The organism is Vibrio marinisediminis (genome assembly GCF_014050145.1).
In the GTDB taxonomy this organism is placed as follows: Bacteria; Pseudomonadota; Gammaproteobacteria; order Enterobacterales; family Vibrionaceae; genus Vibrio; species Vibrio marinisediminis.
Window position 1 is genome coordinate 873,986 of record NZ_JACFYF010000001.1, and the last position, 12,342, is coordinate 886,327.

The window sequence follows — 12,342 nt, forward strand, 5'->3', positions numbered from 1 at the left end:
GTGCCCTTCCGGGCACGCTTTTCCTTAAGCACTCAAAATAACAAAATCTTTCGCTTAAGAGACAGCCTTATCCAATAACGTGAACATAACAAAGAGATTATCTATGAAAGCTTCCCCTTCATTATTAGGTGGCTCCTGTATTATAGCCAGTGTGTGTGTAGGCGCAGGGATGTTAGGGTTACCTAGCGCAGGTGCAGGTGCATGGACTACATGGTCGATAATTGCGATTACTCTTACCATGGTTGTCATGACCGTTTCAGGCTGGATGCTTCTTGAAGCATTTAAGCATTATGATCTTAGAGTTTCGTTTAACACCGTAACTAAAGATATGCTTGGTTCAAAGATCAACAACATTAACAATTTAGCGGTATATTTTGTTGGTGGTATTTTGCTCTACGCATACATTACTTCATCAGGTCTAGTTTTAGAGGGTATGCTAGGAATTAGCAGCAAAATTACCTCTATTCTCTTCGTTCTTGTTTTTTCTACTTTTGTTTGGCACTCCACGCGCGCGGTTGACCGCATCTCAGTTGTTTTAATCGCCTTTATGGTTTTAACCTTTGTGTTTGGTGTTTCTGGATTAGCAGTCAATATTGACGCTTCAGTATTGTTTGACACCATTGCAAAAGAAAATAGTTATGCACCTTATGCAATGGCAATGCTGCCAGTGGCTTTGACCTCATTTGGTTACCACCACTCTGTATCGTCAATGCGTGCTTATTACGGTGAAGAGAACCGCGCTAAGCAAGCGATTCTCGGTGGTACAGTGATTGCACTGGTCCTATACCTACTATGGCTACTATCTATCTACGGTAACTTACCTCGTAACCAATTTGGTCCTGTTATTGAGCAAGGTGGTAACGTTGATGTATTGCTTTCAGCTCTAGGTTCTGTGGTTGCCTCAGATAAAGTGACTAATGCGATCAACAGCTTCTCCATGGCCGCACTACTGTCTTCATTCATCGGTGTTGGTTTGGGTGTATTCGACTTCATAGCTGACTTGTTCAAGTTTGAAGATACCAAACAAGGTCGTACTAAGTCTTGGGCGGTAACCTTCTTACCACCTCTGATCATGTCTTTGCTATTCCCATTCGGCTTTGTTATTGCGATTGGTTATGCAGGTGCGGCAGCAACAGTTTGGGCTTGTATCATTCCAGCAATGCTGGCGTACAAATCTCGCACACGTGAAGGTGGTGAAGAAGGCTTTAAAGCGCCAGGTGGTAATGCCATGATCGGCTTAGTCATTGCCTTTGGTGTGTTCACTGCTATCTTCCACATCATGGCTATGATGGGTATGTTACCAGCGTTCTTAGGCTAGTTACTTAAAGTAAATAATTACAATTAAAAAGGGCACTTACTGACTTACCAGTAAGTGCCCGTTTCTTTTTCATTAATGCTCAATTGAGATTAAAGCGCCTCTGCGACATCGCCTTTCACTTGAAGCTTATTGCGGTTATCACGGCTGCTTAAGATCAATTCATCACCATGTACAATGTTCTCTGATTTCGCTAGACGGTCGTAAAGTAATACATTGACGGAAGCCGCTAGGTTCATGCAGCCGATAGTGGGTACATACACGACATGGTCAGCTCTATCCGCAATCTCTTGTGGAATAGTGCCATCTTCAGGACCAAAGATATAAATCGCTTTGTCAGGGTGCTGGAAATAAGGCAGAGGAGTGGCACCTAGTGCGAGTTCAACACAGACAACTTTGATATCAGCGGGAATCTCGCTAAGAATATCTTCTACGCCACGAAGTGGTGTATTTTGACGAACGCTTTTGGTATCTGTGCAGAATTTTGCCGCACGATCATAGCGATGACCCGTGTATAAAACTTCGTTCGCTTGATAGCAGCCGACAGCTCTCATTACCGCGCCCACATTTTCAGGGTTTTTAGGGTTGATTAATCCGATTATTGCGAGCGTCTCTTTCATTTTGTGTCTCTGAACTGGCATAGCAAGCGGGCTGCGTGCGAAAGGGCGGCATTCTAGCAAAGGGTGGGCTGATGCAAAAGAAATATGCGACGATAGAATAACGGCGCTAATGATATAGCGCCGTTTGAATTCGGATGAAATGTCGTTGCTTGACCTTAGCGACGTTCGCGCTTGACCATTTCAAACTCAAATTCTTCAGGTTCTAGCACTAAACCTTCGCCCGATTCGTCAGGGAAAACCACAATCAATAGGTCGTCTTGTTGAAGACCCATTGTCCAACGACTTTTCCATTTTGCAAGAGAGATAGGCTCGGCGGTAAAGCCTTCCCATTCTTCAGTTGCCCATTGAAGTGCGTGTTCTTCACTTGGCCAAACAGGCACACACTCTTCATCGTCGGTATTCAGTAGAACACTGCCGTGCTCATCAATAAGTAGCCAGATTTTTTTGCTTTCAGTAGTCGCTTTAAAAAAAGCATCAAAGCGTGCCATTGGGTCACGTGGAACTGTTACAGCAGATGAATCGCTCATAAATAGCCTATTAGTCAGAGTTACATGCAGAGTATACCTTGCTTTTGAGTAGAGGGGCACTGCGAGTATGTGTTGAAGAGGGGGAAATAGGCTTTTTCAAAAAGTTGCGCTTTGTGGATAACAAATAACATCAATCGATACGATTAGTTTGTTGACGAGATAAAAGTAATTGACCCTGTATCGTAACCATAGATGTTTAGAAAAATAAGCCGATTTCACCCTAAACCCCATTGTAATGCATCGTTTTTGTTGTTTCTTTGTAATTGAATCGTGTGCTTGGTTGATTTTTTTTGGGTGGCATTCGTTAAATGTCGCGATGTTGCGTGTTTGCATTTCGGTGTTTTGCCACGGTGAAGGTGTAGGATAATTCCTGCATTGAGCGTGTTTTTTGTTTAACAGGGTAGTTTGTTTTTTGTACGGATACTGCGAATTAACACATCGTCAGTGAAGAGTTTACAGTGTCAGTGCAAGCTCGTGTTCCATTGTGACGATGATATCAAGGTCGTATGAACGTGAACTTAAAAACTATTTTAGTTTCAGTGATATTGGTACTTTTGGCGCCGTTATCTACTATTTATCTTGTGTCCATTTTGGATATGCATTCGGTTAAGCAGCTAACCGTGATGTTTGCTTTTTTAATTGGTATTTTGTGTGCTCTGTTGATTAAGTCAAAGCTGAAGCAAAAGGAAGTAAACACCGATATTTCCAATTTCTTAAATGAACTGCATGCTTCTTATCTTCTTTCATATGAAGGTTTGAATAAGAACCTAAAGCAAGTTGAAGAGTGTTTCCTCGACTTGGAACAGATCTCTGCGTCAACAGTGGAGCTTTCGTCAACGTCACAAAGTGTGAGTCAAGAAGCGGCGATTGCCAATGAAGCAACAGCGGCTGTCTTAAAGAACCTAAGAAGTGGTCGTAGGTTAATGGAATACGATGCTCAAATTGCATTGCAAGTATTCAACTCTATTTCTGGGTCAGCCCCAATATTTAATAAGCTGTTTGAATATTCGAACAATATTAACGTTGTAGTCGAGACCATTAATCAAATCTCTCATCAGACGTCATTATTAGCTCTCAATGCTTCTATTGAGGCTGCGCGCGCGGGTGAACATGGTAAAGGCTTTTCAGTTGTCGCGAGTGAAGTCCGTAAGCTGTCCATGAAAACACAGCAAAGTACATTGGTGATCAAAGAGGCAGTTGAAAAGCTCAATGAGTTTAGTGGCAAGGCTCAAGACCACATTAGTCAGAACCAAGCGGTAATCAAAAAATCATTTACCCTTTCAAAACAACTTACTGAGGCTTTTGAAGCGATAAATTCCAGTACTGATAAATTGGCGTCAATTAATGCGATAGTGCATGAGACCTCGACCAATCAGACTGTTGTGGCACTTGATTTGTCTCATAGAATTGAAGATTTGCACAATAAGCTCAATAGTAATTTAGCCAGTGCGAAACAGATACAAGACAAAAATGAATACATAAAAGCACTTGTTAAACAGATGAAGCAGTTTGTCACAGAGAATCAAGAAAATGTCTAGCAGCACAACCGTAATTCTTGGTGTTCCACTATATGCAAAGTGGCTGTTAGGTATCAACAGATGAAAAAGCTATTATGGCTGTGTTTATTGTCTCAACCTGTGCTGGCAGACAATACTTGTGAAAACTTTACCGCTTTGTTTGAGCAGCGAGATTTTCCAAAGATCGAAAGCATGTTTAAACGAGCAGCTCAAGAGTTAGGCTATCCGCACTCCTCGGTTTATTTGAACGAATATTATGCGAAACCAGCGAGTGAGCAAGTGCTTGAGCTAAGGCGAGTTTACCGTGGTTGCTACTCATTAAAAAGAAAAGGCGAGCGCTTAGTGAATTTGCTTAGGTAGCCACTTAGGCAAGGTTTATCCTTGCCTAATATCGTTAGATCTAAACGGATTATGGTTAGTTGCGATGAAAAAACGCATCATGTTTAATTAGATTTTGTGTAACGAAAGGGACTCACTTTCTGATCGTGTGTATTAGTAAAGAGGATCTCTATATCATCAGTTTGCCATTTGCCATTTGCCATTTGCCATTTGCTACTTGAGGCTAGTTGTCTCTATTTGGGATAGGGCATATGACTTACCCCTAAAGTAATGACTTAGCTATTTATTGTGGTGGTCGCATGTTACTCAGTTCTGCTACGAGAAAATCTAACCAGGCTCTAATATGGGGCTTTGGATATTCCATTCCCTTATAGATGGCAAATATTTCACCGCTGCCATGTTCTGAAGAGCTAGTCACCCAATCAGGCAGAATCTCGATGAGTTGCTGTGATTGCAAATAGGGCTGAACCATCCACGTTGATAGTAATAATACGCCTGAGTTGCTGAGTGCCGCACTAAGTAGTGGTGAGCCGCCTTTAGAGACTAAGTTACCACTGACAGGTACACGCCGCGTTTCTTCACCATTAGAGCAGTAGAAGTAGTGACGCTTGCGCCCATGACTTATTAGCAAGCAATTATGGCTTTGAATATCCTCTGGTTGCTCGATTGCTGTATGAGAAGCTAGGTATTCGGGCGTTGCCACTAAAGAGGTGAGGTTCGGCATTAATCGACGAGCTTTTAAGTTACTGTCTTGTGGGGTGCCAATGCGAATGGCGACATCGATATTCTCACTGTGTAAATCGACTAAGTTGTTGTCGAGGTCAATCTCAACTGTGACTTTCGGATACTGCGCCAAAAAGCGGGGTAGGATCGGGGCTAAAACGAGATTACCAAAGCTCTCAAAGACAGAAATACGCAGCACCCCTTGCGGTTCGGCGCGGTCGCCTTTCATTTCTGCAATGAGCTTATTTGCATCAGAGAGTATTTTTGTCGATTGCTGATAAAAGTATTCACCTTCTTCCGTCAAAGAGACACTGCGAGTGCTTCGTCTAAACAAAGTTGATTGCAGTGTATGCTCCAGATTATCTATGGATCTAGATACTGAAGAGGGTGCCATGTTAAGCACCTGTCCAGCTTTTGAAAAACTACCAGACTCGACAACTTGTACTAAGATTTTGATCTGATTTAACATTACTCACCTTTGCAATTTATGCAAAACTCATTTCGTTTTAAGAGGCATTCTTGCTTTGCTTATTCTAACGCATAATTTGCCTTGTCGATAAGACGTATTAACTACAAAGGGCAACATTATGAATAACCGTATTGATATCGCAAAAATCCAACCTAAAGCACTTAACGCTATGCTAGGTATAGAAAACTACCTTTCTACTACGGATTTGTCAGCGCAACAAAAGGAGTTGATTAAGCTTCGAGCGTCAATGATCAATCAATGCGCATATTGTATCGAAATGCACAGTAAGGAAGCACTGAAGATCGGTATTGAGCAACAAAAGATTTTTGCGCTATCTGCATGGAAAGAGTCCCCACGTTTTGATCAACAAGAACAAGCTTTGTTGCAGTTAGTGGATGAAATGACATTGATTCATCAAGCCGGTGTCTCGGAGCCGACTTACCATGCATGTATCGAACAATTTGGCGAGCAGCAAACAGCAGAAGTAATGATGCAAATCATCATGATCAACGCGTGGAATCGTTTTGCTCTTGCTACAAAAATGCACCGCTGATTTGAGTTCAAAGGCACTGCTTTATAATGGAAGTATCACTCTTAAGTTCATAATGGAAGTAAGAGAGATACTTCCAGAGGCGTCATATCTTTTACTATTGTGCATGTTGCCGTGATGCGTGCTTTGTGTGTGACCTAGTCATTGGTTTTTAGTGGTATTTCTCACGGTTACTGACTAGTGCTTGGTGTTCCGCAAGACTGACGCACTATCAGTTTAGGCGGGAAGACTAAGTTTTTAGTCCCATCACTATTGCCTGCCATTTTCGATAGTAGTAATTCACCTGCAGCCAAACCAATTTGCTGCGCGGAAACCGAGACTGTTGTTAAACTTGGGGATGTGTCAGCGGCATCCGGCACATCATCAAAGCCTACGACGGCAATATTTTTACCGACGACAAGCCCCATGTCTTTTGCGGCACGCATAACACCAAATGCAACGATATCTTGATAAGCAATTACGGCGGTAATGTCAGGGTGTTGTTGCAACAATTTATGAGCGGCAGCAGCCCCTTCAGCGCGGCTTGCACCACAACTGACGATGTAATTTTCCCTAGGATAAATGCCATACTCAAGTAGCTTTGACATATACCCACCTAAACGATGAGAGCGAGTTTGCGAGTTCACTGCGCCACCGATAAATGCAATATGGCGATGTCCAAGCTTAATTAGATGCTCCGTTGCCATTTGAACCCCCATGAAACTGTTGGTCCCAACATAATCAAAAGATGCATCGACCATAGGTCTGACGGCTAAGACAATCGGAATACCTCTCTTTTTAACGGTTTCCAGAAAACTGATATCCGTCTCTTTTGATGGGCAGAGTACTAAGCCTCCGGCATTTTGACCGATTAATGATTCAATTAATTTATTTTGCTTGGCAACGTTGTCTTCGGTATTCGCCAAAAATAGCAGCGAGTCATGCGCTTCGAGGTAGTGGCTAAGACCCGCAATCAGTTCTGCATAGAATGGGTTAGTAATATCGGGGATCAGTAAGCCAACCAAGTTGCTGCGTTTGTGTCGTAAATTGGCAGCGGACTGATTGTATATGTAGCCCAACTCATCGATAGCCGCTAATACTCTTTCACGTGTTTTTGCGGAGATTCGACCTTTATTGGTCAATACCATGGATACCGTCGCAGTCGAGACTTGGCAGTATTTAGCAACATCTGAAATGGTGGCTTTAGACATAGTAAAATCACAGGTTAAACGTTTAACCTATTTTTACCTTATTTTTCCGCTTTTGTGCTGTGACCATAGTAACAAATACTATGTTACTAGAGGCGAATAGCCACTATTTGACAGGTTAACCACGTTAACCAGTTTGTTGTCATTTACCAACCTTGCTTATTATCAGGACAGAAACAATAACTGGATGATTTTAGATGTATCTACCGCACAGACCAAACTACAACAAGTTTCCACATGTCGAGGTTTCGGGATTCGATGATCAAGCATGGCAAGGCTGGTCAAACGTGATTGAGCAGATTCAATCTCGTGTTAAAACCGAACGACATGTCCTCGTTATTGATACTTATCATGGTGTAGATCACCAAGAGTTATTGGACCAACTCATTTCAAAGCTAGGCTCAGAACAGGTCTTTTTTACTGATGAAGCTAAGCTTAGCGAAGAAGAAATATTCAATAAGCTAGAGCGCCATATCACAGATGACCGGGTGTTTGGTGTAATCGCCCCGCATAAGCTTAATGAGTTTTTTCATCCGCAAAAACGCGCACAATTACAAGAGAAAATTGCCAAGGTAAAAACAGGATTGGTGATTGTGTATGGCCATGGCGCGTCGCTCTTTGCCAAGGCTGATACCCACGTTTATGCGGATTTGGCTCGCTGGGAAATCCAACAGCGTTTTCGCCATGGAAAACTGGGCAACTGGGGGGTGAATAATCAATCAGAAGATATTCTACGCCGCTATAAACGAGCTTTCTTTATTGAGTGGCGTGTTTTTGATCGACATAAAGCGCAAGTCTTACGTCATGTCGATTTCTTACTTGATACCAATACTCAAGAGAGTATCAAGCTGATTACCGGCCAGGCTCTTATGGCTGGGCTGAAACAAACTTCTCAACAACCATTCCGAGTTGTTCCTTTCTTTGACCCTGGAGTTTGGGGCGGGCAGTGGATGAAGGAGGTGTGTGAACTTGATGAAGACAAGCCAAACTACGCTTGGTGTTTTGATTGTGTACCAGAAGAAAATAGCTTGGTATTAAAATACGCCGACACCTTAATTGAGATCCCTTCACAAAACTTAGTTCTGCTTGAGCCACAAGCGTTGCTCGGTGAAGAAGTGCATGCTCGATTTGGCGCTGAGTTCCCAATTCGTTTTGACTTCCTTGATACCATGCAAGGACAAAACCTTAGCCTGCAAGTGCACCCATTAACGGAATATATTCAGCAAGAATTTGGTATGCACTACACCCAAGATGAAAGCTATTACATGCTGGATGCAGGGGAGAACTCGACGGTTTATCTAGGTACCAAAACCGGAATCGATCCCGATGAAATGATGGCTGATCTGTACGCGGCGCAACGTGGTGAAAAAGCATTTGATGATCAAAAGTTTATTAACCAATACCCAGCCAAAAAACACGATCACTTTTTGATCCCTGCCGGCACGATTCACTGCTCTGGCGTTAATACTATGGTGCTTGAAATCAGCGCGACTCCTTACATATTTACGTTCAAATTGTGGGATTGGGGTCGCCTTGGTCTAGATGGGTTACCAAGACCGGTGCACTTAGACCATGGCAAAGAAGTGATTCAGTGGGATCGAGACACTCAGTGGGTAGAAGAAAACCTCATTAATGCTATTGCACCGATTGCTGAGGGGGATGGCTGGAAAGAGGAACGTACCGGGTTGCATCAGCGTGAATTTATTGAAACCCGTCGTCACTGGTTTAGTAAACCAGTCTCCCATCATACTGATGGCAAAGTTAACGTATTGAACCTAATTGAAGGACGTGAGGCGATTGTCACAAGTCCGACTGATAAATTCCAACCTTTCGTTGTGCATTATGCTGAAACCTTTATTGTGCCAGCCAGTGTCGGTGAATACCGCATTGAGCCATATGGTCAAAGCGAAGGTCAAGAGATTGCAACAATAAAAGCGTTTGTTAGAAGCTAATTTTGATAATTTAGAAAGAACAAGGAACCAGTATATGAATCATTCAATATGGGGATTCTTTCAATCCCTCGGTAAAACGTTCATGCTCCCAATCGCTTTGCTGGCATTTTCAGGTATTTTGCTTGGTGTTGGCGCAGGATTCGGAGGCTCTGCTGTTCAAGAAGCATTACCTTTCTTAAGTGCTCCATGGTTACAAGCCATCTTTACCTTTATGGTAAAAATAGGCTTGGCGACGTTTATCTTTCTACCTATTTTGTTCGCCATGGCGATACCGATTGGTCTCGTTAAGGAAGACAAAGGTGTTGCTGCAATGTCGGGCTTTGTCGGCTACGCGGTTATGAACCTTGCGGTGAATACTTACTTAACTGTTTCAGGTGGTATTGAAGGCGCGACGGTTAGAAATATACTGGGTATCGAGACGATTGATACCGGTGTGTTGGGTGGCGTAATTACCGGTATTATTGTCTACAAGTTGCACGAAAGGTTCCGTGAAGTTCAATTCCATGATGCATTTGCATTCTGGAGTGGTGCACGCTTTGTTCCGATTATTACTACCATCGTTATGGCACTAGTCGGCTTGATGGTTCCGTTTATTTGGCCACCAGTGCAGGCAGGTATTAACTCTATCGGTCAATTGATTGCCGTTGCTGGTCCATTTGGTCCGTTCCTTTACGGCATGAGCGAAATGCTATTACTGCCATTTGGTCTTCATCATATTGTTTCTTCGATGGTCCGCTTTACTGAAATTGGCGGGACACAGGTCATTAATGGTGAAAGTGTCAACGGTGCGCTGAATATCTTTTACGCTCAGCTAGGGGCTAATTTACCTATTTCCTCTTCAGCTACCGCGTTCCTATCGGGCGGAAAAATGCCCGCGATGCTCTTTGGCTTACCTGGCGCGGCTTGTGCTATTTATACGGCGGCAAAGCTGAAAAACAGACCTGCAATTAAAGGCTTAGTTATTTCCGGCATTATCGCTTGTGCGGTTGGTGGCATTACAGAACCAATCCTATTCATGTTCCTTTTCATCGCACCTGCGCTATACGTTGCTCACGCGTGTTTCTATGGCTTAGGCTTTTTAGTGATGAATCTACTTAACCATACTATTGGTAACACTGACGGTAACGTTATTGACCTATTTACCTTTGGTATATTGCAGGGAACGCATACAGGTTGGCTAAATCTATTTTGGGTTGGTCCGCTATTCTTCTCACTCTACTTCTTTACATTTAAATGGGCGATAGAGAAGTGGGACATCATGACCCCAGGACGTGCTGAAGATGAAGATTGTAGCCAAATGGAAACGGTCTCAACAACCAAGGCAGCGGGCGAATTAAAAGCGACTCAATTTATTACCGCGCTGGGTGGCAAAGAGAACATTGCTTCTTTAGACAACTGCATTACTCGATTACGTATGACAGTCAATGATATGAGTAAAGTGTCTGATAGTGAATTGAAAAAGCTCGGAGCGCTTGGTGTGATTAAGCTCGACAGTCAAGCGATTCAAGTGGTGATTGGTCCTCAAGTTCACATGCTTAAGAATGCGATGAATAAACTGATTGTATAAACACAACCGCAAGAGCCATAGAAATATGGCTCTTTTGCTAGGAAATTGGCATGTTTGATAAAGAAATTGATCGACGTGGTACATATTGTACGCAATGGGATTACGTGCAAGACCGATTTGGTGAAGCCGATTTGCTGCCATTTACCATTTCCGATATGGATTTTGCCGCGCCTGACTGTGTACTTTCTGCGATAGAGCAACGAACAACGCACCCAGTTTGGGGTTATAGCCGTTGGAACCATTGTGATTTTAAAAATGCAGTTACTCATTGGTTCTCTACACGTTTTAACGCGAACTTCTCCAGTGAAACTCTGGTTTATGGTCCGTCAGTTATCTACATCGTATCGCAGTTGATCCGGCAGTGGAGTCGTGAGGAGCAAGGCGTGATTATTCATACGCCAGCTTATGACGCATTTGATTGCATGATCACAGGTTTAAAGAGGCAAGTAGTCACTTGTGAACTGCATAAATCAGGTAAAGATTACAATTTTGACTGGGTTAGTTTTGAGCAACAATTAGCCGATGAAAACAACACGGTGTTGCTGCTTTGTAGCCCACATAACCCAACTGGGAAAATATGGAGCCTTGAGGAGTTACAACGCATCGCTTTACTCTGCGAGAAGTACCAAGTTGCCGTGATCAGCGATGAGATCCACATGGATATCTGTTTTGAGCCACATACACCATGGCAAGGCTTCACTGGCAGTGACAGATGGGCGTTGGTTAGCTCAGCATCAAAGTCATTTAATATCCCAGCGCTTGGCGGTGCTTACGCATTTATTGCCAACCAACAAGCAAGAGAGCGCTATTTGGTTAACCTTAAACAAGTAGATGGGCTTTCTTCTCCACCGGTTCTCGGAATCATCGGGCTAATGGTTGCCTACCAAGAAGGCGCGGGTTGGTTAGATGAATTAAAAGTTTATCTTCTCGATAACCACCGATACGTTCAGCAAACTTTGCAAGATAGATTTCCTGAAATTCACTACGATATTCCAGATTCAACCTATCTTGCATGGATTGATCTAGCGCCATTACAACTTGATATGGATGCACTTAATCAGCGGTTAGTGACGCATTATAAAGTAGCGATCATGCAGGGTAAAAACTATGGCGAGTTAGGGAAATACCATATTCGTCTTAATTTAGGCTGTAGCCGTAATAAAGTCGAACGCGGTCTTGATGCGTTGCTCAATGCGATCGAAGACTTGACGCAGTGAACTGTACTTCATTGCTCGTGACTTAGGCAGTGTACGGTTAATATACCGCTCTGCGCAAAATACAGATAAAAAATCGGTCTACTTCCATTGGCAACAATGGAAGTAGACCGATTTTTTTATCAAAGGAGGTTTGTTTCTTAACAGTCCAAGTAACGTTCTCTCCAGCTTTGATTGGTACGACAATGTCAGCACCAAATGGCATGCTTGCTGGTACTGCCCACTCTTCTTTCGTCAGTGTTACGGTATCAGCATTACGCGGAACACAGTAGAAATTAGGACTGTTGTAAATGCCTCTAGATTCTCCAAGTCCCTTTCCGTTTAATTCATAAGTATAAAGCTCTATATTTTTAGTGATAACC

The 12,342-nt window shown here is 43.0% G+C and carries 11 protein-coding genes and 1 pseudogene; 7 read left to right on the forward strand and 5 right to left on the reverse strand.

Features of this window, described 5'->3' with window-relative positions:
* Window positions 1-103 precede the first annotated feature (103 nt).
* Window positions 104-1,318, forward strand: coding sequence for an aromatic amino acid transporter (locus tag H2O73_RS04035; protein WP_182106765.1), 1,215 nt, complete (start codon window positions 104-106; stop codon window positions 1,316-1,318).
* A gap of 89 nt (window positions 1,319-1,407) precedes the next feature.
* Here H2O73_RS04035 and H2O73_RS04040 read toward each other — a convergent pair whose 3' ends face one another.
* Together H2O73_RS04040 and H2O73_RS04045 are read right to left on the reverse strand one after the other, a co-directional pair.
* Entirely contained in the window at window positions 1,408-1,935 is a 528-nt protein-coding gene (locus H2O73_RS04040; protein WP_182106767.1) for an RNA methyltransferase, read from the reverse strand.
* Window positions 1,936-2,090: 155 nt separating this feature from the next.
* Window positions 2,091-2,462: a DUF2750 domain-containing protein gene (locus H2O73_RS04045; protein ID WP_182106769.1), complete on the reverse strand. Its 372-nt coding sequence runs from the start codon at window positions 2,460-2,462 to the stop codon at window positions 2,091-2,093.
* Between the two features lie 512 nt (window positions 2,463-2,974).
* Between H2O73_RS04045 and H2O73_RS04050 the strand changes: the two genes are divergently transcribed.
* Together H2O73_RS04050 and H2O73_RS04055 are read left to right on the forward strand one after the other, a co-directional pair.
* Complete coding sequence (locus H2O73_RS04050) at window positions 2,975-4,000, forward strand: methyl-accepting chemotaxis protein (protein WP_182106771.1); 1,026 nt, start codon at window positions 2,975-2,977, stop codon at window positions 3,998-4,000.
* A gap of 60 nt (window positions 4,001-4,060) precedes the next feature.
* Window positions 4,061-4,339, forward strand: coding sequence for a hypothetical protein (locus H2O73_RS04055; RefSeq protein WP_182106773.1), 279 nt, complete (start codon window positions 4,061-4,063; stop codon window positions 4,337-4,339).
* 262 nt (window positions 4,340-4,601) lie between these two features.
* Here H2O73_RS04055 and H2O73_RS04060 read toward each other — a convergent pair whose 3' ends face one another.
* A complete protein-coding gene (locus tag H2O73_RS04060; RefSeq protein WP_182106775.1) occupies window positions 4,602-5,510 on the reverse strand; it encodes a LysR family transcriptional regulator in 909 nt (302 codons plus the stop codon).
* Window positions 5,511-5,628: 118 nt separating this feature from the next.
* Here H2O73_RS04060 and H2O73_RS04065 point away from each other — a divergent pair, with 118 nt between their 5' ends.
* Window positions 5,629-6,063: a carboxymuconolactone decarboxylase family protein gene (locus tag H2O73_RS04065; protein WP_182106777.1), complete on the forward strand. Its 435-nt coding sequence runs from the start codon at window positions 5,629-5,631 to the stop codon at window positions 6,061-6,063.
* Between the two features lie 167 nt (window positions 6,064-6,230).
* On the opposite strand, the gene H2O73_RS04070 is transcribed toward H2O73_RS04065, so the two are convergent.
* A complete protein-coding gene (locus tag H2O73_RS04070; RefSeq protein WP_182106779.1) occupies window positions 6,231-7,250 on the reverse strand; it encodes a LacI family DNA-binding transcriptional regulator in 1,020 nt (339 codons plus the stop codon).
* 194 nt (window positions 7,251-7,444) lie between these two features.
* Between H2O73_RS04070 and H2O73_RS04075 the strand changes: the two genes are divergently transcribed.
* Genes H2O73_RS04075 through H2O73_RS04085 form a run of 3 tightly spaced genes read left to right on the forward strand, consistent with a single transcriptional unit; the run spans window position 7,445 to window position 11,983 of the window.
* Window positions 7,445-9,199 (forward strand): class I mannose-6-phosphate isomerase, encoded by a 1,755-nt coding sequence (locus H2O73_RS04075; RefSeq protein WP_182106781.1) that lies wholly within the window; start codon window positions 7,445-7,447, stop codon window positions 9,197-9,199.
* 34 nt (window positions 9,200-9,233) lie between these two features.
* Window positions 9,234-10,766 carry a maltose/glucose-specific PTS transporter subunit IIBC gene (gene malX / locus H2O73_RS04080; protein ID WP_182106783.1) on the forward strand — a complete coding sequence of 511 codons (1,533 nt, stop codon included), beginning with the start codon at window positions 9,234-9,236 and terminating at the stop codon, window positions 10,764-10,766.
* Window positions 10,767-10,816: 50 nt separating this feature from the next.
* Window positions 10,817-11,983 carry a MalY/PatB family protein gene (locus tag H2O73_RS04085; RefSeq protein WP_182106785.1) on the forward strand — a complete coding sequence of 389 codons (1,167 nt, stop codon included), beginning with the start codon at window positions 10,817-10,819 and terminating at the stop codon, window positions 11,981-11,983.
* A 136-nt stretch (window positions 11,984-12,119) separates the two neighbouring features.
* On the opposite strand, the pseudogene H2O73_RS22095 reads toward H2O73_RS04085, so the two are convergent.
* Window positions 12,120-12,326 (reverse strand): annotated as a pseudogene (locus H2O73_RS22095) (dihydroorotase); the annotation flags it as partial.
* Window positions 12,327-12,342: the final 16 nt, after the last annotated feature.

What these genes read in the sequence shown, in the direction of transcription:
- H2O73_RS04035 (WP_182106765.1), top strand. Translation starts at nt 104, where the DNA reads ATGAAAGCTTCCCCTTCATTATTAGGTGGCTCCTGTATTATAGCCAGT.
- H2O73_RS04040 (WP_182106767.1), bottom strand. Translation starts at nt 1,935, where the DNA reads ATGAAAGAGACGCTCGCAATAATCGGATTAATCAACCCTAAAAACCCT.
- H2O73_RS04045 (WP_182106769.1), bottom strand. Translation starts at nt 2,462, where the DNA reads ATGAGCGATTCATCTGCTGTAACAGTTCCACGTGACCCAATGGCACGC.
- H2O73_RS04055 (WP_182106773.1), top strand. Translation starts at nt 4,061, where the DNA reads ATGAAAAAGCTATTATGGCTGTGTTTATTGTCTCAACCTGTGCTGGCA.
- H2O73_RS04060 (WP_182106775.1), bottom strand. Translation starts at nt 5,510, where the DNA reads ATGTTAAATCAGATCAAAATCTTAGTACAAGTTGTCGAGTCTGGTAGT.
- H2O73_RS04065 (WP_182106777.1), top strand. Translation starts at nt 5,629, where the DNA reads ATGAATAACCGTATTGATATCGCAAAAATCCAACCTAAAGCACTTAAC.
- H2O73_RS04070 (WP_182106779.1), bottom strand. Translation starts at nt 7,250, where the DNA reads ATGTCTAAAGCCACCATTTCAGATGTTGCTAAATACTGCCAAGTCTCG.
- H2O73_RS04075 (WP_182106781.1), top strand. Translation starts at nt 7,445, where the DNA reads ATGTATCTACCGCACAGACCAAACTACAACAAGTTTCCACATGTCGAG.
- malX (WP_182106783.1), top strand. Translation starts at nt 9,234, where the DNA reads ATGAATCATTCAATATGGGGATTCTTTCAATCCCTCGGTAAAACGTTC.
- H2O73_RS04085 (WP_182106785.1), top strand. Translation starts at nt 10,817, where the DNA reads ATGTTTGATAAAGAAATTGATCGACGTGGTACATATTGTACGCAATGG.